Origin of the sequence: Ursidibacter arcticus (assembly GCF_009761375.1) — a bacterium.
GTDB lineage: Bacteria > Pseudomonadota > Gammaproteobacteria > Enterobacterales > Pasteurellaceae > Ursidibacter > Ursidibacter arcticus.
Genome location: NZ_LEKM01000158.1, coordinates 1 through 21,665, shown reverse-complemented (window position 1 = coordinate 21,665; position 21,665 = coordinate 1). Strand labels below are relative to the sequence as shown.

16 protein-coding genes and 1 pseudogene are annotated in these 21,665 nt (G+C 38.8%); 5 read left to right on the top strand and 12 right to left on the bottom strand.

Annotated elements, in window-relative coordinates:
• A partial coding sequence (locus A1D25_RS07035) for an RNA-guided endonuclease InsQ/TnpB family protein (protein WP_157394986.1) occupies positions 1–822 on the top strand: 822 nt, incomplete at its 5' end.
• A 156-nt stretch (positions 823–978) separates the two neighbouring features.
• Here A1D25_RS07035 and A1D25_RS07030 read toward each other — a convergent pair.
• The 7 genes from A1D25_RS07030 to glnA all read right to left on the bottom strand — a co-directional run bounded on the left by A1D25_RS07030 (position 979) and on the right by glnA (position 9,564).
• The gene (locus A1D25_RS07030; RefSeq protein WP_157394985.1) at positions 979–2,574 is read right to left on the bottom strand and encodes an ABC transporter ATP-binding protein; all 1,596 of its coding nucleotides are present in this window, start codon (positions 2,572–2,574) and stop codon (positions 979–981) included.
• Between the two features lie 11 nt (positions 2,575–2,585).
• Positions 2,586–3,503: an oligopeptide ABC transporter permease OppC gene (oppC, locus tag A1D25_RS07025; protein ID WP_157394984.1), complete on the bottom strand. Its 918-nt coding sequence runs from the start codon at positions 3,501–3,503 to the stop codon at positions 2,586–2,588.
• 10 nt (positions 3,504–3,513) lie between these two features.
• Positions 3,514–4,437, bottom strand: a complete 924-nt coding sequence (gene oppB / locus A1D25_RS07020; RefSeq protein ID WP_157394983.1) for an oligopeptide ABC transporter permease OppB — start codon at positions 4,435–4,437, stop codon at positions 3,514–3,516.
• 98 nt (positions 4,438–4,535) lie between these two features.
• Positions 4,536–6,173, bottom strand: coding sequence for an ABC transporter substrate-binding protein (locus A1D25_RS07015; protein WP_157394982.1), 1,638 nt, complete (start codon positions 6,171–6,173; stop codon positions 4,536–4,538).
• 208 nt (positions 6,174–6,381) lie between these two features.
• A complete protein-coding gene (ruvB, locus tag A1D25_RS07010; RefSeq protein ID WP_157394981.1) occupies positions 6,382–7,386 on the bottom strand; it encodes a Holliday junction branch migration DNA helicase RuvB in 1,005 nt (334 codons plus the stop codon).
• Positions 7,383–7,988, bottom strand: coding sequence for a Holliday junction branch migration protein RuvA (gene ruvA / locus A1D25_RS07005; RefSeq protein WP_157394980.1), 606 nt, complete (start codon positions 7,986–7,988; stop codon positions 7,383–7,385). The genes ruvB and ruvA overlap by 4 nt, the downstream gene beginning before the upstream one ends.
• A 148-nt stretch (positions 7,989–8,136) precedes the next feature.
• Positions 8,137–9,564, bottom strand: a complete 1,428-nt coding sequence (gene glnA, locus A1D25_RS07000) for a type I glutamate--ammonia ligase (protein WP_157394979.1) — start codon at positions 9,562–9,564, stop codon at positions 8,137–8,139.
• Positions 9,565–10,045: 481 nt separating this feature from the next.
• Between glnA and gltB the strand changes: the two genes are divergently transcribed.
• From gltB to A1D25_RS06985, 3 genes are all read left to right on the top strand, one after another.
• Positions 10,046–14,512: a glutamate synthase large subunit gene (gene gltB / locus A1D25_RS06995; RefSeq protein WP_157394978.1), complete on the top strand. Its 4,467-nt coding sequence runs from the start codon at positions 10,046–10,048 to the stop codon at positions 14,510–14,512.
• A gap of 65 nt (positions 14,513–14,577) precedes the next feature.
• Entirely contained in the window at positions 14,578–16,005 is a 1,428-nt protein-coding gene (locus A1D25_RS06990) for an FAD-dependent oxidoreductase (protein ID WP_157394977.1), read from the top strand.
• Positions 16,006–16,133: 128 nt separating this feature from the next.
• Complete coding sequence (locus A1D25_RS06985; protein WP_157394976.1) at positions 16,134–16,799, top strand: NAD(P)H-dependent oxidoreductase; 666 nt, start codon at positions 16,134–16,136, stop codon at positions 16,797–16,799.
• Positions 16,800–16,963: 164 nt separating this feature from the next.
• On the opposite strand, the gene A1D25_RS06980 is transcribed toward A1D25_RS06985, so the two are convergent.
• From A1D25_RS06980 to A1D25_RS06960, 5 genes are all read right to left on the bottom strand, one after another.
• Positions 16,964–18,100: a glycerate kinase gene (locus A1D25_RS06980; RefSeq protein ID WP_157394975.1), complete on the bottom strand. Its 1,137-nt coding sequence runs from the start codon at positions 18,098–18,100 to the stop codon at positions 16,964–16,966.
• 9 nt (positions 18,101–18,109) lie between these two features.
• A complete protein-coding gene (locus tag A1D25_RS06975) occupies positions 18,110–19,471 on the bottom strand; it encodes a GntT/GntP/DsdX family permease (protein WP_157394987.1) in 1,362 nt (453 codons plus the stop codon).
• Between the two features lie 24 nt (positions 19,472–19,495).
• Positions 19,496–20,605, bottom strand: coding sequence for a CdaR family transcriptional regulator (locus A1D25_RS06970; protein WP_157394974.1), 1,110 nt, complete (start codon positions 20,603–20,605; stop codon positions 19,496–19,498).
• A 94-nt stretch (positions 20,606–20,699) separates the two neighbouring features.
• A complete protein-coding gene (locus tag A1D25_RS06965) occupies positions 20,700–21,092 on the bottom strand; it encodes a type II toxin-antitoxin system VapC family toxin (protein ID WP_157394973.1) in 393 nt (130 codons plus the stop codon).
• A complete protein-coding gene (locus A1D25_RS06960; RefSeq protein ID WP_157394972.1) occupies positions 21,089–21,349 on the bottom strand; it encodes a type II toxin-antitoxin system Phd/YefM family antitoxin in 261 nt (86 codons plus the stop codon). The genes A1D25_RS06965 and A1D25_RS06960 overlap by 4 nt, the downstream gene beginning before the upstream one ends.
• A 237-nt stretch (positions 21,350–21,586) precedes the next feature.
• Here A1D25_RS06960 and A1D25_RS11275 point away from each other — a divergent pair.
• A pseudogene (locus A1D25_RS11275) lies at positions 21,587–21,665 on the top strand (transposase-like zinc-binding domain-containing protein); the annotation flags it as partial.

Below are 21,665 nucleotides of genomic sequence, written 5' to 3'. Positions count from 1 at the left end.
GGCTTGAAAGAGAGCTTTCGTTTTCCGCAAGGTTGTAAACTTGAACAACAAAATAACCGCTTGTATCTCCCGAAAATCGGCTGGGTTCGCTATCGCAATAGCCGTGATGTGGTAGGCGAAATCAAAAATGTTACTGTTAGCCAAAAGTGCGGTCGCTTTTTTGCCAGTATTCAAACAGAATTTGAATACGAAATTCCAACCCACAAAGGCGGAGAAATCGGTATAGATATGGGCATTGCACATTTTGCCACGCTTTCAAACGGTGAATTTTTTGAGCCGTTAAACGCTTTTAAAACCGACAAAGGCAAACTGGCAAAACTTCAACGCCAACTTAAAAACAAAGTTAAATTTAGCCAAAATTGGCAGAAATTAAAGGCAAAAATCGCTAAACTACACCACAAAATTGCCAACTGTCGCAAAGACTTCCTGCACCAAACTTCAAGCAAAATCAGCAAAAACCACGCAATGATCTACGTTGAAGATTTGCAGGTGTCGAATATGTCCAAATCAGCCAAAGGCACAGCAGAAGAACACGGTAAAAATGTGGCAGCTAAATCAGGCTTGAACCGAGCGATATTGGACCAATCTTGGTTCGAGTTCCGCCGTCAGTTAGACTACAAAACGCAATGGCAAGGCGGTTTTTTAGTGGCTGTTCCGCCGCAAAATACCAGTCGAATTTGCCCTTGTTGTAGTCATACTGCAAAGGAAAATCGCCAAACACAAGTCGATTTTGAGTGCGTAGAATGTGGTTACACGGAAAACGCCGATGTAGTCGGTGCGTTAAACGTATTGGCACGTGGGCAGGTAATCGTCCAAGTATAATAATATCAGGGCAGGGCATGTCCGTAGAGCTTGTGAAGTGAACCACATTAGTGGTCAGCAGCAAGAACCCACCGAAAGTAGCCTATTGCTTGCAATGGGAGCTAGTAGGAATCCCCATCCTTTAGGAGATGGGGAGGATGTCAATTTATATCGAATCTATAAATTAGATGCTTCAATTAGACGTTTAGTATAAGCGTCTTGTGGTTGTTCAAAAATTTGTTTTGAATCACCCGCTTCTACCACATTACCTTTACTCATTACAATCACACGATCGCTTAATGCTCTTACCACTGATAAATCGTGGCTAATGAAAATATAACTTAAACCGTATTTCTTCTGTAAATTGTTGAGCAACTCAACCACTGTAATTTGTGTTGAACGGTCAAGGGCAGACGTTGGTTCATCAAGTAAGACAAACTTTGGCTCTAAAATAATAGCACGAGCAATTGCAATACGCTGACGTTGTCCGCCCGAAAATTCGTGTGGGTAACGGTTAATCATTGAAGGAGATAAATTTACTTCTTCAAGGGTTTTCATTACCTTTTCACGACGTTGCTCTTTGCTCATTTGTGGATAATGCACTAACAAACCTTCGCCAATAATTTCACCAACGGTTAAACGTGGGGAAAGAGAGTTAAAGGGATCTTGGAATACCATTTGCATATCTTTCTTCAATGCTTTACGTTCTTCCGCTGATAGTGCCGCAATATCTTGGTCTGCAAACGCAATTTTTCCACGATAGCCTAAAATTTGCATAATCGCTCGCCCAAGTGTTGATTTACCCGAACCCGATTCACCCACAATCCCTAATGTTTCACCTACTTTTAGATTAAGTGAAATATCTTTAACGGCAGTAAAGACTTTTTTCGGTTTACCAAATAGAGAACGTTTTAAAACGTAATCAACAAAAACATTTTCAGCGTTGATCAATACTTTAGTATTTTCATCAAGTGGCTGTTTAAGATTTGCTGGGATTGGCGTTAATAATTCAACAGTATAAGGGTGCTGCGGATTATTGAATACTTGTTGCGTATCACCACGCTCAATAATTTCCCCATTCTGCATTACACACACATAATCACTATATTTTTGTACTAGACGTAAATCGTGTGAAATTAGAATAATTGCCATACCCATATCTGCTTGTAAATCGTGCATTAAATCAAGAATTTCAGCTTGGGTAGTAACATCTAGTGCAGTAGTCGGCTCGTCAGCAATCAATAAATCTGGCTTATTGATAATTGCCATTGCGATCATAATACGTTGTAATTGTCCGCCTGAAAATTCGTGCGGATAGCACTTCATTTTTTTCGCTGCATCAGGAATTTTAACTTTTTCAAGCATTTCTAATGCGTGTTTATGTGCTTCATCTTTACTCATTCCTTGATGATGGGTACTCATTGCTTCAGCAACTTGTTCACCAATCGGTAAATAAGGATTTAGAGAAGTCATTGGTTCTTGGAAAATCATACCAATGCGATCACCACGCAATGTTCTCATCTCTTTTTCAGATAGACGTAGAATTTCTTTATCTTCAAAAACGATTGATGAATTTTCACCGTAGGTAACGATATTTTTTGGTAACAACTGCATAATCGACATTGATGTTACAGATTTACCTGAACCTGACTCGCCCACGATAGCGAGTGTTTGCCCTTTTTCGACACCAAAAGAAATATTACGAACAGCGTGAACCAATTCTTCATCTGTTTTAAGATATACGTCTAAATTTTTTACTTCTAATAATTTCATTTCGTTACACCTTATTTGTCTTTCGGATCGAATGCATCACGCAAGCCATCGCCAATAAAGTTAAAGCAGAACAGCGTTAAGCAAAGGAAAAATGCAGGGAAAGCTAATAGCCAAGGCGATGTTTCCATTTGGGCGGCACCATCACTCAACAATGCCCCCCAGCTACTCATTGGCTCTTGTGTTCCTAACCCTAAGAAACTCAAAAATGACTCAAATAAAATCAATGATGGTACTTCTAAAGAGGCATAAACCACAACAATACCTAATACATTTGGAATAATATGTTTCCAAATAATTTGGCGTTTCGGTACGCCACAAACAATTGCCGCTTCAATAAACTCTTTATTTTTTAAGCTGAGTGTTTGCCCACGAACAATACGAGCAAGGCTAAGCCACGCAATCATTCCAATAGCCACAAAAATTAACAAAATATTTTGCCCGAAGAACGTAACTAACAAAATAACGAAGAACATAAATGGGAACGAGCTTAAAATTTCAAGTAAACGCATCATTACCATATCCACTTTGCCGCCTACATAGCCAGAAATTGCCCCATAAATTGTACCGATAATAACGGCAATAAATGCACCTGCAATTCCAACCATTAACGAAATTCGCCCGCCCATTGCAATACGAACGAGCAAATCACGCCCTGAAGCGTCCGTCCCTAAATAGTGCTGAGATTCAATACTTGGCGGTGCACTCATCATATTCCAGTCTGTTTCGTCAAAAGAGAACGGCATTAACATTGGTGCAAAAGTAATAAATAGCACAATGAAAAATAAAATAATAAGGCTAGCTACCGCTGCTTTATTACGGAAGAAACGGCGGCGAGCATCTTGCCATAAGCTACGACCTTCAATAACCGCTTCGGTAGATTGTTGAACTAATTTATCTGCAAGTTCTTGATTCTTTTTATTTGCTAACATCTCACACTCCTTATGAATAACGAATCTTCGGATCGATAACTGCATAGAGAATATCGACAATAGCATTAAATAAGATAGTTAATGAGCCAACCATAATGGTTAAACTTAATACTAGTGAGTAGTCACGGTTTAATGCACCGTTTACGAAAAGTTGCCCAATACCAGGTAAACCGAACACGCTTTCAATTACCATTGAGCCTGTAATAATTCCCACAAAGGCTGGGCCTAAATAAGTAATAACAGGTAATAGTGCTGGGCGTAATGCGTGTTTGAAAATGATTTTATTCATAGGCAAACCTTTAGCGATTGCGGTACGAATAAAGTTTGAGTGAAGCACTTCAATCATTGAACCACGAGTAATACGCGCAATCCCTGCCACATAACCGATTGTTAAAGAGAGAACAGGCAATACCATATAATAGATCTGCCCACCGTTCCAGCCACCTGCAGGTAGCCATTTTAAATAAATAGCAAAGAAAAGGACGAGTAATGGAGCGAATACAAAACTTGGCATAATCACCCCAGTCATCGCAAAGGACATTATGATGTAATCCCACCTACTATTTTGTTTCAACGCTGCTACTGTACCTGCTAATAAGCCAATGGTTACCGCAAAACAGAATGCAATAATACCTAATTTGAATGAGACAGGGAAAGCAGACGCAATTAGATCATTCACCGTTTGATCTTTATATTTGAATGAAGGCCCAAAATCACCTTGAGAGAGATCTTTCAAGTAAATGAAATACTGTTTATATAACGGCTCATTTAGATGATATTTGGCTTCAATATTTGCCATAACTTCAGGGGAATAAGCACGTTCAGAAGTAAATGGGCTACCTGGTGCTAATCGCATTAAAAAGAAAGAAAGGGTAATAAGGAGAAAAAGCGTTGGAATCGCTTCCATAATCCTTTTCAAAATAAATTTCAACATTGGTAAATACTCCAATCCGTTCGGTAAAATAAAAATAAGCGGTAAGATTACTTAAAAAATTTACAAATTTTAAAAGTTATCCTACCGCTTTACATCAATTATTGCTTAATGAGATAGAGGTTTCTGAGATAGATATGATCTTGTGCATCTTTACCTGAATAACCTTTCACATAAGGTTTCACTAAACGTGTATTAACATAGTTATAAACAGGAATAACAGCTGCATCTTTAGCTAAGATCGCTTCAGCTTTAGCATAAGCGGCTTCACGACCTGCTGCATCTGTCGCTTTATAAGACTCTGCCACTGCGTTGTCATACTCTGCACTCTTATAGAAACCAGTATTGTTACTAGATGTTGATAAGAAGTAGTTTACGAATGTGGTTGCTTGGTCATAATCACCGCTCCAACCTGCACGAGCAATATCGTAGTTCCCTTGACGGCGACTATCGATATACGTTTTCCACTCTTGGTTCTCTAATTTCACATCAATTAAGCCTTTTGTATTTGATTTCCAAATAGAAGCGGCAGCAATTGCAATTTTCTTGTGGTTTTCATTTGTGTTATAGAGAATAGTAAATTTAAGTGGATTTGATTTGCTATAACCTGCTTCTTCTAATAATTTGATCGCTTTTTCATTACGTTCATTCATTGGCTGTTTAGAATATTCAGGTTGTTGAATTTGTCCACCTTCAGAAATATAGGTTGGCGTAAACACATAAGTTGCTTCTTGACCTTGTGCCAATACTTTATCTGTAATCACATTACGATCTAAAGCAAGGTTTAATGCTTCACGAACTTTTACATTATCAAAAGGAGCTTTCTTATTGTTGATTTCATACATATAAGTCGCAAGCGTTTTTGTAACAAATAATTCGTTTGGTAATTCTGCTTTTAATTTAGGGAATTGCTCTGGCGGTAAACCATAGTTTGTAATATCAATTTCGCCCGCACGATAACGTTGAACATCAGTATTTGAGCTTACAACCGCTAAGAAAGTGGCTTTATTGATGACGGTTTCTTTATCATTCCAGTAGCTTGGGCTACGTTCAAATACAATTTTCTCATTGATAACGTGATCTGCTAATTTATAAGCACCATTTCCTACATAGTTTTCTTTTTTCACCCACGCATCACCTAACTTTTCAACCACTTTTTGTGGTACAGGTAACATTGATTGGTGAGTTGTCATTCCCACTAAATAAGGAACAGGGTTACTTAATGTAACTTGGAAAGTGTAATCATCAACAGCTTTTAAACCGAGTTCTTCTGGTTTTTTCTTACCTTCAATCACCGCTTGTGCATTTTCAACTTGTAAGTAGTCTAAATAACTCGCATAAGGTGAGGCAGTAGTTGGGTTAGCTAAACGCTGCCAAGAGTAAACAAAGTCGTGAGCAGTAACAGGATCACCGTTTGACCACTTAGCTTCTGGGCGAAGTTTAAACGTCCATACTTTAAAATCAGGAGTACTTTCCCAAGAAACCGCAATACCAGGAATAATATTGCCATCGCTATCTTTAGTCACTAAACCTTCAAGTAATTGATAAACTACTTGTGATTCTGGCACACCTTCAGTTTTATGTGGGTCAAAGCTTTGAGGCTCAGCACTGTTATTGATGACAACTTCTTGCTTTTCTGCAAGTTGTGTCCCTTCTGGTACTTTTGCAGCAAAAGCAGAAACTGAAAGCCCCAACGCAACTGCTGAAGCAAGTAAAGAACGAGCGAATGTTGTTTGCATAAAAATTCTCCTGATTGGATTAATTTAACTAATTCCTGTAATTAGTATCTTAAAAAATGACTTTTGTAAAGTTTTTGTTAATCTTAAAGTTAAGTAATTTTTGGTTATGCGAATTACATCACGAAATTTAATCACTCAAGCCTAAAAAACAAGCGGTCTGTTTTTCTAAAAATCTTGCAAAAGATTTTGTTAAACAGACCGCTTATCGCTATTCAAATTTGGTCATTCCAAAGTGAGCATAAGTGCGTGATGTTGCTATTCTTCCCCTTGGTGTGCGTTGTAAAAATCCTTGTTGAATAAGGTAAGGCTCTAGCACATCTTCAATAGTATCCCGTTCTTCGCCAATAGCAGCAGCGAGATTATCTAACCCAACAGGCCCACCATCAAAGCGTTCTAATACGGCGGATAATAATTTTCTGTCCATAAAATCAAACCCTTCAGGATCGACATCTAGCATCGTTAAGGCTTGTTTGGCAATTTCTGATGAAATAATCCCCTTATTGCGAACGTCCGCAAAATCTCGCACTCGGCGAAGTAAGCGGTTTGCAATTCTTGGCGTTCCCCTTGAGCGACGGGCGATTTCAAAAGCCCCATCTTGCGATAAGTTGAGATTTAAACAGCTGGCACTTCGGCTTACAATAGAAGTCAGATCTTCAACTGAATAAAATTCCAAACGTTGCACAATGCCAAAACGATCTCGCAATGGTGAAGTGAGAGAGCCTGCCCGAGTAGTTGCTCCAACAAGGGTAAAAGGCGGAAGATCTAATTTGATTGAACGAGCTGCAGGGCCTTCACCAATCATAATATCCAGTTGGTAATCTTCCATTGCGGGATATAAAACTTCTTCTATCGCAGGGGATAAGCGGTGAATTTCGTCAATAAATAACACATCATAAGGCTCTAAATTGGTTAGCATTGCAGCAAGATCACCTGCTTTTTCAAGCACTGGGCCTGATGTCGTACGAATGTTTACGCCCATTTCATTAGCGACAATGTTAGCTAATGTCGTTTTACCTAGCCCTGGAGGGCCAAAAATTAACAGATGATCTAACGCATCATTACGCAATTTAGCCGCTTTAATAAAAATTTCCATCTGCTCACGCACTGAAGGCTGTCCGACATAATCCGTCAGCATTTTAGGGCGAATAGCTCGATCAATGGCTTCCTCTTCACGCTTTGGCGTGGCACTTATAATTCTATCGGTTTCTATCATAATGAATTTTTCAAGGCTTCTCGAATAAGCTGTTCACTTGTTGCATCAGCTTTATTGACTTTCTTAATCATCTTCTCTGCATCTTGTGGTTTATAACCCAAAGCAATTAACGCATCACGAGCTTCATCGGCTGGGTCGGCTTTATCACTTGCAATAATTTGATGAGTTGGTTGTTCAGCGAAGAAATCGCTCTGCTCCATACCTTTAAATTTACCTTTCAGCTCAACCAACAAACGTTCGGCAGTTTTACGCCCAATACCGGGGATTTTGGTTAATTTTGCGAGTTCTTCTTGCTCTACGGCAGTGGCAAATTGTGAGACAGACATTGCAGAAAGAATAGCAAGGGCAAGTTTAGGGCCGACACCATTGGTTTTGATTAACTCACGAAAGAGCGTGCGATCTTGCTTTTGAGCAAAACCAAAAAGTAAGTGAGCATCTTCTCGCACAACGAGGTGGGCAAAAATAGTGGCCTCTTCGCCAACTTGGCCAAGATTATAAAAACTGGTCATAGGTAGCAAAATTTCATAGCCTACGCCTTGTACATCAAGCACCATTTCAGGTGGAGATTTTTCGAGAATTTTTCCGTGAAGTCTGCCGATCATTATCTTTATTGCTGAATTTAAAAGCCGTTAGCATAGCGGAAAACTGGATAAAATAACAGATCAAGCGGTGAGATTATTGCAAATTTTTGCACCTAAGAATCCCCGTCTCTTACGACGGGGAAGGTAAGTAATATGGAATTATACGAGACTATGCATAATACATCTCAAATTCCACTGGGTGTGGAGTCATATTTAAACGTTCAACTTCTTTGCGTTTCATTTCAATATATGTTTCGATGAAGTCTTTGGTAAATACGCCACCTTGAGTTAAGAACTCATAATCTTCTGCAAGATTGCTTAATGCTTCTTCTAGTGAGCTTGATACCGCTGGAATACCTTGTAACTCTTCTGGTGGTAAGTCATACAGGTTTTTATCCATTGCATCGCCTGGGTGGATTTTATTGATAACACCATCTAAACCAGCCATCAATAATGCCGCAAATGCTAAGTATGGGTTAGCTAGTGGATCTGGGAAACGAGCTTCAACACGCGTTGCTTTCGGGCTAGTAACTGCTGGAATACGGATAGACGCAGAACGGTTACTTGCTGAGTAAGCGAGTAATACAGGGGCTTCAAAACCTGGTACTAAACGTTTATAAGAGTTTGTACTTGGGTTTGTGAATGCGTTTAAGGCTTTAGCGTGTTTGATAATACCGCCGATATAGTAAAGGGCAGTTTCAGATAAGCCAGCATATTTATCACCCATAAAGACGTTTTTACCATCTTTGCTTAATGACATATTACAGTGCATTCCTGAGCCATTATCACCAGTAATTGGTTTTGGCATAAAGCACGCTGTTTTACCGTGTTCTACGGCAACGTTTTGTACTACATATTTATAGATTTGAGTTTCATCAGCTTTTAAGGTTAAGCTGTTAAAACGGGTAGCAATTTCATTTTGACCTGCGGTTGCAACTTCGTGATGGTGAGCTTCAATCACTAAGCCTAACTCTTCCATAATTAGACACATTTCAGAACGAATGTCGTGTGCAGTATCGTTTGGAGCAACAGCACAGTATCCGCCTTTCTTCAATGGACGATAAGCGTTATTTCCACCTTCGTAACGTTTATTCGTGTTCCAAGCCGCTTCAATATCATCAACTTCATAAGAGTTGCCGTTCATACCTACGCCAAAGCGAACATCATCAAATAAGAAAAATTCAGGTTCAGGGCCAAATAATACACTGTCAGCAATGCCCGTTGATTTTAGGTAATTTTCAGCACGAGTTGCGATAGAACGTGGGTCACGATCATAGCTTTGCATTGTGTTTGGGTCGTAGATACTACAGCGGATAGTTAGGGTAGGGATTTGAGCGAAGGGATCAACAGCAGCGGTTTCAGGAATTGGCATTAAAAGCATATCGGCTTTGTTAATTGTTCGCCAGCCTTCAACAGATGAACCATCAAACATTTTTCCTTCTTCAAATAAATCTTCTAAATCATCTGCAACTAAGGAAACAGGGAGAGAAACACCGTGCTCTTTACCTTTAATATCAGTAAATTTGAGCAGCACGAACTTAATATCGTTATCACGAATTAGCTTCGCTACATTCGCGATCGCGTTTGAATTAGACATATAGCAATCCTCTTATATTAAAGTCAAAATCTATTGCTTTAAAAGCAACGCTACTAACATATCACACAAAAAGGAAACATTAATAGCCCACAGAGTAAAATAGCGTAAAAATTCTTAGGAAACTAAATGTAATCTAATAAAATTCATAAAAACATAGAAAATATTCAATGACAATAACAATCTTATTGTTACCTATCTTTTGCAAAATATAATTGCGATCTTACCGCTTACTCCTTACCATTAGGGGAATTCAAATGGTGAGCAAACAGAATACTCTCTCAGTTTTCTTACTAAAATCTAGCTAAATTTAGATTAGATATTATTTAATCAGAACATTTAATTGAGAAATATTATCAATTTCTATATAAGAATTTTTACTTTTAATTAGATTTTTTATTGATTTAAATAAAAAAATCTAATATGTTTTATAGCCTATCATTTTGATTATTTTTTTACAATATAAAATTTGGATGTGGAACCTATGAAAAAACTTTATGAAAGTTCATTTGAACGAGAAAACTGTGGATTTGGTTTAATTGCCAATATTGATGGCGTCCAGAGCCACAAAGTTGTGCGTAATGGCATTTTGGGCTTATCACGAATGCAACATCGTGGTGCTATTTTATCTGATGGGAAAACAGGCGATGGCTGTGGTTTATCGTTACAGATGCCCGAAGGATTTTTTCGTGCCATAGCGGAAGAAAATGGCTTTTCTCTCGCGAAGATTTTTGGTGTAGGGCAAATTTTCTTACCTAGAGATGAAACTCTTGCGAAAGAATATATTGACATTATCAATGAAGAATTAACTCAAGAAACCCTTGGTATTCCTGCTTGGCGTGATGTACCCACAAATCCAGCTGTATTAGGGGAAATAGCCCTTGCAGATATGCCAACGATCAAACAGGTTTTCATCAATGCTCCAAGCGGTTGGCGAGTGCAAGATTTACAACGCCGTTTGTTTGTTGCTCGCCGCCGAATTGAAAAACGTATTACCCATCCAGATTTTTATATTTGTAGTTTCTCTAACCAAACTATCGTATATAAAGGCTTGTGTATGCCCAAAGATCTGCCTAAATTCTATTTGGATTTAGCAGATCTACGAATGCAAACCGCAATCTGTTTATTCCATCAACGTTTTTCCACCAATACTCAACCACGTTGGAAATTAGCACAGCCATTCCGATATTTAGCCCATAATGGAGAGATCAATACTATCTCGGGCAACAGAGCTTGGGCAAGAGCAAGAGCCTATAAATATCGTACACCACTTATTCCCGATTTACATACAGCAGCCCCATTTGTGAATGAAACAGGCTCAGATTCTAGCTCGTTAGATAATATGTTAGAGCTGTTTGTTAGTGGGGGAATGGATCTTTTCAGAGCGATGCGTTTGCTTGTTCCACCTGCTTGGCAGCAAAATCCCGATATGGACGATGATTTGCGTGCTTTCTACGATTTTAACTCAATGCATATGGAGCCTTGGGACGGGCCAGCAGGGATTGTATTATCCGATGGTCGCTATGCTGCCTGTAACTTAGACCGTAATGGTTTACGCCCTGCTCGATATGTTATTACGGAAGATCGCTTAATTACGATTGCCTCAGAAGTGGGTATTTGGAATTATGCCCCAGATGAAGTTGTGGAAAAGGGGCGTGTGGGACCAGGACAGCTACTGGTTATTGATACGAAAAAAGGGAAAGTAGTTCATTCTGCTGAAATTGATAATGAAGTCAAAGCAAGACACCCTTATCGTGAATGGCTAACCAAAAATGTGCAACGTTTAATCCCATTTGAGCAACTACCTGAAAATGAAGTTGGTGAAGCATCAATGGATGAAACACAGCTCAAAGTCTATCAAAAACAATTTTTATACGACAATGAAGAACTCGAAAATGTTATTCGTATATTAGGGGAAAGTGGGCAAGAAGCGGTTGGCTCAATGGGTGATGACACTCCTTTTGCGGTATTGAGTGAGAATTCTCGTACGCTCTTTGATTATTTCCGCCAATATTTTGCACAAGTTACTAACCCACCTATTGATCCACTGCGTGAAGCTCACGTAATGACGCTCGCAACCAGTATCGGACGAGAAATGAGTGTGTTCTTTGAAGCTGAAGGAATGTCGCATCGGGTGAATTTTAAATCGCCGATTTTAGTCTATTCCGATATGCAACAAATCTTACGTTTACCGTCAGAGCATTATAAACACACTATTTTAGATATTACTTATAATCCTGACCAACAAGGGCTAAAACAAGCACTTGAAGATCTGTGTGAAAATGCAAAAAAACTAGTTCAACAAGGCACTGTTTTACTTATTCTCTCAGACAGAAATCTAACCCAAGATCGCCAACCTATCCCAAGTGCATTAGCAGTCGGTGCATTACAAAATTGCTTAGTGGAAGCAAATTTACGTTGTGATACAAACATTATCATTGAAACCGCAGAAGCTCGAAATCCACATCATTTTGCTGTTTTAATCGGATTAGGCGCAACCGCTGTATATCCTTATCTAGCCTATGAGACATTAGCTCAAATGGTTCATTCAGGGGCAATTCGTAAACCATTAAGAACGGTAACCGCGAATTTCCGCAATGGTATCAACAAAGGGCTATACAAAATTATGTCTAAAATGGGGATCTCTTGCGTATCGTCTTATCGTTGTTCGAGATTATTTGAGATTGTCGGGTTAAATAGTGAAATCACATCACTTTGTTTCCCTGGAATGAGTTCTCGCATTGAAGGCGCAAGTTTTGCAGATTTAGAGCAACAACTAACCGCTTGTCGTAAGCGTGCGTGGCGAGCTAGCCAAGATCTTGAGATGGGTGGCTATCTCAAATATAAACCGAAAGGCGAATATCACGCTTATAACCCAGATGTAGTAAATAGCTTACAAGCTGCAGTGAATACGGGAGATTACGAGAAATACAAACTTTTCCGAGATGTCGTCAATAATCGCCCAGTAACGACTTTACGAGATTTACTTCGCCTAAAAACAGAAGCAGGAAAAAGTATTGCCATTGAGAAAGTAGAAGCCGCAGAGCATTTATACAAACGTTTTGACAGTGCAGCTATGTCTATTGGTGCGTTAAGCCCCGATGCTCACGAAGCCCTTGCTGTTGCAATGAATAGATTAGGTGGATACTCAAACTCAGGTGAAGGCGGTGAAGATCCAAAACGCTATGGCACAGAAAAAGTCTCTAAAATAAAACAAGTTGCATCAGGACGCTTTGGTGTAACGCCAGCTTATTTAATGAGTGCAGAAGTAATTCAAATCAAAGTAGCTCAAGGGGCAAAACCTGGTGAAGGTGGACAACTTCCAGGAGATAAAGTAACGCCTTATATTGCACAACTCCGCTATTCAGTGCCTGGTTCAACATTAATATCGCCACCGCCACATCACGATATTTATTCGATTGAAGATTTAGCACAGCTTATCTTTGATCTTAAACAGATTAACCCTAAAGCACTTATTTCAGTCAAACTGGTTTCATTACCTGGTGTCGGGACCATTGCAACTGGGGTAGCAAAAGCCTATGCCGACTTGATTACGATTGCTGGTTATGATGGCGGAACAGGGGCAAGCCCACTTACGAGCGTAAAATATTGCGGCTCGCCTTGGGAGCTAGGATTAGCTGAAGCACAACAAGCATTAGTCGAAAATAACTTACGCCATAAAGTCCGTTTACAAGTTGATGGTGGCTTAAAAACAGGTTTGGATATTGTAAAAGCTGCGATTTTAGGTGCAGAAAGTTTTGGTTTTGGTACTGCACCAATGGTCGCATTAGGTTGCCGATATTTACGCATCTGTCATTTAAATAACTGTGCAACAGGTGTTGCGACTCAAGATGATACTCTTCGCAATAAGCATTATCACGGGCTACCTGAGAAAGTCATCAATTACTTTAAATTTATTGCTCAAGATGTACGAGAAATTCTTGCTCAACTTGGTGTTGAAAAATTAACTGATTTAATCGGGCGAACCGATCTTTTAGAAGTTATTGAAGGTAAAACAAATAAACAGCGTGGTTTAGATTTAGACAAATTGTTGTACTCACCGAAAGTACCGAACGGAAGTAGCCGTTTTTGTACCCAATCTAATCCAACCTTTGACCAAGGTTTATTAAACAAAGCCATTGTTGCACAAGCTCAAAGTGCTTTTGAAAGTGGCTTATCTGTCAATTTAGATTTTGACATCAGTAATTTAGATAGATCAGTGGGAGCTACGCTATCAGGCTTAGTTGCCCACCGTTATGGAAACCGCGGTAATCCATTACAAGAATTTAATATCAATCTAAATGGTACAGCAGGGCAAAGCCTTGGTGTGTGGCTTGCAGGGGGAATAAATTTAACCTTAACAGGCGATGCAAACGACTATGTAGGTAAAGGTATGGCTGGCGGACGTATTGTCATCAAACCACATACAGGCGTAGCGTTTAAAGCAGAAGATGCCACTATCGCAGGCAATACTTGTTTATATGGTGCAACAGGTGGGGAATTGTTTGCATCGGGGCGTGCAGGGGAACGTTTCGCAGTTCGTAACTCAGGTGCATTGGCAGTTATTGAAGGCATTGGAGATAACGGTTGTGAATATATGACTGGTGGCGTAGTAACCATTTTAGGTAAAACAGGCATCAACTTTGGTGCAGGAATGACAGGTGGATTTGCCTATGTGCTTGATATGGACGGTAAATTCTTAGACCGTATCAACACTGAATTAGTAGAAGGTTTATCTATCAATGATCTTGCAATGCACCAAGAGTATCTGAGAGGTTTACTCTCTCGCCACGTTGAACTTACTCACAGTGCAGTTGGTGAACGCATTTTAGCTAACTGGGAGAACTATGTTTCTCGCTTTGTATTAGTGAAACCAAAAGCAAATGATGTTGATGCACTACTCGGGCATAAACGCCGCACAGTGAATGAACTTCGTGCAGTTATACAGTAAATAACTTATTGCTCTCATACTAATTTTTGAGAGCTGTTTTAGCAGTGATTACCAAAGGACAAAAAATGAGCCGTAATAATGTTTACCAATTTATCGATCTACCGCGTGTTGATCCAGCCAAAATACCGCTTAATACTCGTAAAACAGAATTTATAGAAATTTACCAACTATTTAGCGACTCACAAGCAACCTCACAAGCAGATCGTTGCTTAGAATGTGGCAACCCTTATTGCCAGCACAAATGCCCATTACATAATAATATTCCTAACTGGTTACGACTTGCCAACGAAGGAAGAATTATTGAAGCTGCGGAATTAGCACATAGTACAAACAGCTTACCTGAAGTCTGTGGTCGAGTTTGTCCGCAAGATCGCCTTTGTGAAGGTTCTTGCACCTTAAATGCAGAGTTTGGGGCGGTTACTATCGGTAATGTCGAAAAATATATTACCGAGAAAGCCTTTGAAATGGGGTGGAAACCACAAGTAAAAAATATCCCTAAAGCTCATAAAAAAGTTGCCATTATCGGTTCTGGCCCTGCAGGGCTTGGTTGTGCTGATATTCTGATCCGTAATGGTGTTGATGTCGTTGTTTATGAACGCCAACAAGAAATTGGCGGATTACTGACATTCGGTATTCCGTCATTCAAATTAGAAAAAGAGATAATGAGCCGCCGACGTGAAATATTTCAAGAAATGGGAATTAAATTCAAATTAGGTGTTGATGTAGGTAAAGATGTCTTATTAACTGACTTAATTTCTGAATACGATGCCGTATTTCTTGCTGTTGGAACATATCAAGGCGTAAAAGCCAATATTCCAAATGAAAATGCTCAAGGGGTTTATTCAGCACTCCCATTCCTAATTGGAAATACACAACAATTATTAGGCTTTGATGCTCCTGATTATGTATCAATGGCAAATAAACGAGTAGTTGTGTTAGGTGGTGGAGATACCGCAATGGACTGCGTCCGTACTTCTGTTCGCCAAGGTGCAAGCGAAGTAACCTGTGTTTATCGCCGAGATGCCCTGAATATGCCAGGTAGCCGAAAAGAATATAGCAATGCTAAAGAAGAAGGCGTGGAATTTCAATTTAATGCCCAACCGATTGAAATCGAAGCAGATCCTGTTTCTATTGAAACTGACATCACAGGTAAAGTAACTGGCATCAAAGTGGCTAAAACCCAAATGGGTAAAGCAGATGCGAATGGTCGTAGCCAAGCAGAAATGATTGCAGGTAGCGAAGAAGTTATTCCTTGTGATGCAATTATCATCGCATTTGGATTTACGCCACACTCAATACCTTGGTTAGCGGATATAGGTGTATCTACTGACAGTAAAGGCAGAATTGCTACCCAAGGTCTTTTAAAACAGCAAACCACAAACCCGAAAGTCTTTGCAGGAGGCGACATTACTCGTGGTTCAGATCTTGTTGTAACTGCCATTGCAGAAGGGCGAGATGCAGCAGAAAGCATTATGGAATATCTAAATATCTAGTTATTTCTATCCACAAGCGGTAGGATTTGCAAAAAAATTTCCCAATCCTACCGCTATTTTCTGTTTTCTATCTACTCCAATCCACTATAAAATACCCCTAATTTTTTATTCATAAAAGGAACAAGCTAATGGCACATATTACCCCACAACAAGTATTAGATGGTTTTCATTATCGTGCATCTACACGCAATTACGACCCTACTCGCAAAATTAGCCCTGAAGATTTTAACTATATTTTAGAACTTGGACGACTCTCACCAAGCTCTGTTGGTTCAGAACCTTGGCAATTCTTAGTGATCCAAAACCCAGAACTTCGCCAAAAACTCAAACCAGTTAGCTGGGGAATGGCAACACAAATTGATGATGCAAGCCACGTTATTGCAATTCTCGCGAAAAAGAATGCCCGCTATGACTCTGCGTTTCTCAAAGATTCAATGATTAGACGTGGTTTAGTCAATGAAGAGCAACAAGCCTTTGCTTTCGAAAAATACCGCAAGTTCCAAACAGAAGATACAACTATTGCACAAAGCGAACAAACACTCTTTGACTGGGCAAGCAAACAAACTTATATCGCCCTAGCCAATATGCTCACAGGTGCTGCATTAGTTGGCATTGACAGCTGCCCAATTGAAGGTTTTGATTATGCTGCGGTAAACAAAATTTTGGCAGAAACGGGGGCTTTTGATCCAAATGAATGGGGTGTTTCAGTAATGGCAACCTTTGGCTACCGAGCGAAAGAAATCAAACCAAAAGCTCGTAAAGCACTTGAAGAAGTTGTTACTTGGATTGAATAATCAATTTGAGTGATTATTCACAAATTATTTATTGTGGGGCTAATGATGACATTAGCCCCATACTGCAACTTAATTTTGAGGTTTAATTAACAAAAGTGTGAGATTCCATTACTTTAAGATAGTTTTACCTGCTCTTTTATCTATTATTCCTAACCATTGAAGAATTATCCTAATTTTAGCTTCATTAATCTTGCTACATTTTCTGCACTAGAGATTAAATTTTCACGCCCTTGTTGGAGAATATCTTCTAATTGTCCTAATTGGCGAATAATTGGGAATACTGCATCAATACCGTGTTGATAAACCACATTGTAATCCTCTCGTAAACAACCCACAATCGCTACAACAGGTTTATCAAATTGCTTAGCGACACGAGCCACTCCTACTGGTGTTTTACCTGCGATACTTTGTGCATCCATTCTGCCTTCACCAGTAATCACTAAATCAGCCTCTTTCACTAGATTTGCTAAACCAGTGGCTTCAATAATAATCTGCACACCCGCTTTCAGCTCAGCTTTGGGTAAAAGTAACACTCCTCCTCCCATACCGCCAGCAGCTCCAGCACCAGGTTTGTCAGCAATATCTATATTTAATTGGGTTTTAACAATATGTGCAAAATGTGCGAGAGCATTATCTAATTGTTGCACCATTTCTGGCGTTGCACCTTTTTGTGGTCCAAATATTGCTGACGCACCTTTAGCACCACACAATGGGTTATTCACATCGCAAGCAACTTCAAATTCAACGTTCATTAAACGAGGATCAAGTTGTTCTGTAGAAATAGTTGCAATATCACACAATGCCCCACCGCCAAATGAAATTTCCTCATCTTGTACATTACGGAATGATACGCCCAGTGCTTGTAGCATACCAACACCACCATCATTTGTTGCACTTCCGCCTATGCCGAGCAAGATTTTCTTCACCCCTAAATCTAGAGCATATTTAATGAGTTCACCTGTTCCATAACTAGTAGTTTTGAGTGGATTACGAGCATTTACAGGTACTAAATGTAAACCAGAAGCTGCTGCCATCTCGATAAAGGCAGTCTGTTTGTCTCCTGAGACACCTAAAAAGCCCTGAACTTTACTGCCTAGAGGTGAAGTTACCTCTACAGATAAAATTTCGCCTTTTGTTGCATCAACCAAAGATTGTACAGAGCCTTCACCACCATCTGCCATTGGAACTTTCAGAAAGGAAGCTTCTGGAAAAACTCGTTTAAATCCTGTTTCAATCGCTGTAGCCACTTCAAGTGCAGTCAGACTTTCTTTAAATGAATCTGGTGCAATAACAATCTTCATATATTTCTCCTAGAATAATTTAAATACACCGAAAATAAGTGTTGAAACAACAGTCATAATCAAGCCGATCGCAGTTTCATACGGAATAAGTTTTAAACGCTCTTGAATATTCATATTCACACTTCCACCTGTTGCATGGAAGAAAGAACCGTGTGGCATATGATCAAACACAGTTGCCCCAGCATGAATCATTGCTGCACCAGCCAATGCCGAAACACCTAACTCAAGCAATGTTGCACTAAAAACGTTAGAAGCAACAACGGTACCAGCAGTGGTAGAAGCAGTTGCAAGAGACATTAATGCACCTGAAATTGGTGCTAATAAATAAGAAGGTAATCCAGAGGCTGTTAGCCCTTCAATTAACGTGTCTTTCAGCCCTGAATTAGCAATAATTCCTGCTAACGCCCCTGTTCCAAGCAACATAATCGCCACTGGAGACATTTTTAATAAACCTGAAGTAGCAAAATGATTGATTTGCTTAGTTTTTCCCATTGCAATAGCACCAATCAATGCACCTAACGGTAAAGCAATTAAAGGATCAATTTTTATACCTGCTAATGGGCGTAAGGCTAGCAAAATAATGGCACAAAGTGGTGCTGCAATAGCAGGAAGGAATGTCGGTAAATCCCGTGTATTTTTAACGGATACCTCATCTGCGCTAACCTTTTCCCCTTTATCAATTAAACGTTTTGCTAAGAAATAAGTTAGAACTAAACCAAAAATAGCAGGAATAATTCCCACCGCCATCACAGAAGTTAAAGGAAGTTGAAACGCATCAGATGCAGCAATGGCATTTGGGTTAGGTGACATTAAATTACCTGCTTTACCTCCCCCTATCATAGCCAATAGGATTGCTGGTTTTGACAAGTTGCCACGTTTTGCGAGTGCAAGTGCAATTGGTGAAACAGTAATGACGGCTACATCAACAAACACCCCTACTGCGGTTAAAATCATTGTAGAGATAACCAATGCAAGCAATGCACGCGTTTCTCCTAATTTTTTCACAATGGTTTCTGCGATAGTATTTGCAGCCCCCGACTCAATTAAAACACCAGCTAATACACCTGCTGCTAAAATACGCATTACAGCGGTTGTAATACCTTGTGCACCACCTATCATCAAACTTACCGTTTGAGACAGATCCGCACCGCCGATTAGTCCACCAACTAACGCGCCAACCAACATACCATACGCAGGTGGCACTTTTCTCAAAATCAAAATAATCGCAACAGAAAGCGCAACTATCGCGCCTATAGCAGATACAGTTACCATAAAAATACCCTCATAATGTAGAATAAATATGAGGGAATTATCTAAATTTTTAGATTCAAAATCCTTAGAGAAATGACCAAAGAAATAGAGAGATTTTATTGTTTTTTTGTATTTTATAACAAATTACTTTAAGCTTACTGCTCCCAAGAATAGAATAAATTTATCATCTATCTTATTGAAAAATAAGGAAGTTATTCGTTCAATCTTATTCAGTCTATATCGTAATGTATTAGGATGAATAAATAATTTTTGAGAAGCGTGAGAAAGATCACAATTCGATAAGAAATATTGTTGTAGGGTTTTTAACAATAAACGACAATCATCGTGTTCTATCAATGTGTGAAAAGGCGCTAGTAGCTCTTTTCCTTGCCAAGAATGTACAAAATCCGCAAGTAAAGCAGGTAATTTATAATCTAAAAAGAAATGTAATATTTTCTTTGAATGGATTCCTTCCACATAATTTAATGTTTGCAATGCAGTTTGATAGGCAAAATCTAGTTGAGACAATGTAGAAACTGACATACCTACTACAATTCTATAATTCCCTATTGATAGCGTGTTTGGGATAAGCTCCAACAGTATTTTACTACGCTTTAATGCGTCTAAATTATGCGTAAGAGGATAAATTAAAATAACTTTATCTAAGTCTACCACTGCTGTAGCTATATTAGAAAAATGGTGTTCAAAGTGAGCTAAAAGAAGTTGTAGATTTTCGGCTGTCGCAGATTGTAATTTAATGAGAATAACAGTATAAGCTCTAGCTTCCAGTTGAAAAAAAGTCGCTTGCTGGGAAATCTGTTTATGACTTAATCCCCCTCTAACTAACTGCAAAACAAATTCCTCTTTATAACGACGATCCCAACGTTCTTTCTCAAGTAAAGCGGACTGTTCGACAATAAGTTCAGCCGCCATTTTCACTAATTCAGCATAAGGACGAACATTATTCGGATCACCAGAAATACCTACTACACCAATATTTGAACCAAGATAAGTAATGGGTAAGTTGATACCTGCTCTAGCTTCATAATTCCATTTTTTAGCAAGCTCATCATCAATTTCAATGGCTCGATTGTTCCTTAACACTAAAATCGCACCAGTATGACGCTGATTTAAACGAGCCACATCTCCAGAAGCAATAATTATTCCATTCTCGTCCATAACATTCACAGAATTAGGAATAATCTGCATTGTCCGACGAACAATTAATTGTGCAATAGTTTTGTTTAGTTTCATAAGTTATCCACTATATAAAAAATATATTTAGTAAAAATAATTATTTGGCTAGACTTAATTTAACAACAAATTTTGGAAGGTAGCTAAATTAGCTCTACGCTTTTAAAATAAATGCTTTCTGATATTGCGCAATTAAACTATCTGCGGTTAAAAAATAGATCCCTTCATATTCAGCTTGAGCTAGTAATAGCCTATCAAAGGGATCTTTATGAATCATTGGTAATTGAGCAGATTTCACAATATGAGGAAGCTGAATTGATAAAGATTTACAACCCACGCTCAATAAGCCTTTTTCTAACTGTTCTACATTCACTTCAAAATCAGGCTTACCAAGTGAAGATTTAATCGCAATCTCCCATAAGCTTGCAAGGCTAAAATAGAGTTCATTATTGAAGTCTTCTAATAGATCAATAGATTGTGAAGATAACTTACTCTTATTATCAAAGGCAAGCCAAAGCAAAATATGAGTATCTAGCAACACTTTCATTTTGCTTCCCCATTAAACATTATTAGAATTTCCTCTTCGTATAAACGATCAAAATTATCGGGTACAATTTGCTTCTGCATAAAGCCAAATCTTGTAGTAGGTAAATCATTATCAATAGGTACGATTTTTACTTGTGGTTTGCCCGCTTTTGCAATGATCACCGGTGTTTGTTGACGCTTAACTTCTTCCACAATGCGTGATAAATGCGTTTTGGCATCGTGAATATTGATGCTTTGTAATTCAACAGCAATAGACATTTTACACTCCTTTTAACTTAGTTTACTTAGTTAGTTTGATTGAGATATTATAAAATGTCAAATCAAAACTTCCGTATTTTGCTCGTTATTAGCAAGAGATTGGGCGATGGGGGAATTGGATTTAACAGCGGATATCTAAAATACGGCGTAATGGACAAAATAGTTGCTAAAAAGTGCGTTAGGAGCTTATAGTATAAGGCTTTAACGCACTTTTTTGAAAATGAATAAAAAACTTGTCCTTTTTGTAAAAATCAAAATATAAAGAAGAATGGTGTTAGAAATAACACTCAACGTTATATTGATAAAGCCCCTAAAA

Coding starts and splice junctions, on each gene's coding strand:
- ruvA (WP_157394980.1), bottom strand. CDS start 7,988: ATGATCGGCAGACTTCACGGAAAAATTCTCGAAAAATCTCCACCTGAA.
- glnA (WP_157394979.1), bottom strand. CDS start 9,564: ATGTCTAATTCAAACGCGATCGCGAATGTAGCGAAGCTAATTCGTGAT.
- A1D25_RS06990 (WP_157394977.1), top strand. CDS start 14,578: ATGAGCCGTAATAATGTTTACCAATTTATCGATCTACCGCGTGTTGAT.
- A1D25_RS07030 (WP_157394985.1), bottom strand. CDS start 2,574: ATGAAATTATTAGAAGTAAAAAATTTAGACGTATATCTTAAAACAGAT.
- oppB (WP_157394983.1), bottom strand. CDS start 4,437: ATGTTGAAATTTATTTTGAAAAGGATTATGGAAGCGATTCCAACGCTT.
- gltB (WP_157394978.1), top strand. CDS start 10,046: ATGAAAAAACTTTATGAAAGTTCATTTGAACGAGAAAACTGTGGATTT.
- A1D25_RS06985 (WP_157394976.1), top strand. CDS start 16,134: ATGGCACATATTACCCCACAACAAGTATTAGATGGTTTTCATTATCGT.
- ruvB (WP_157394981.1), bottom strand. CDS start 7,386: ATGATAGAAACCGATAGAATTATAAGTGCCACGCCAAAGCGTGAAGAG.
- A1D25_RS06970 (WP_157394974.1), bottom strand. CDS start 20,605: ATGAAACTAAACAAAACTATTGCACAATTAATTGTTCGTCGGACAATG.
- A1D25_RS06965 (WP_157394973.1), bottom strand. CDS start 21,092: ATGAAAGTGTTGCTAGATACTCATATTTTGCTTTGGCTTGCCTTTGAT.
- oppC (WP_157394984.1), bottom strand. CDS start 3,503: ATGTTAGCAAATAAAAAGAATCAAGAACTTGCAGATAAATTAGTTCAA.
- A1D25_RS06980 (WP_157394975.1), bottom strand. CDS start 18,100: ATGAAGATTGTTATTGCACCAGATTCATTTAAAGAAAGTCTGACTGCA.
- A1D25_RS07015 (WP_157394982.1), bottom strand. CDS start 6,173: ATGCAAACAACATTCGCTCGTTCTTTACTTGCTTCAGCAGTTGCGTTG.
- A1D25_RS06960 (WP_157394972.1), bottom strand. CDS start 21,349: ATGTCTATTGCTGTTGAATTACAAAGCATCAATATTCACGATGCCAAA.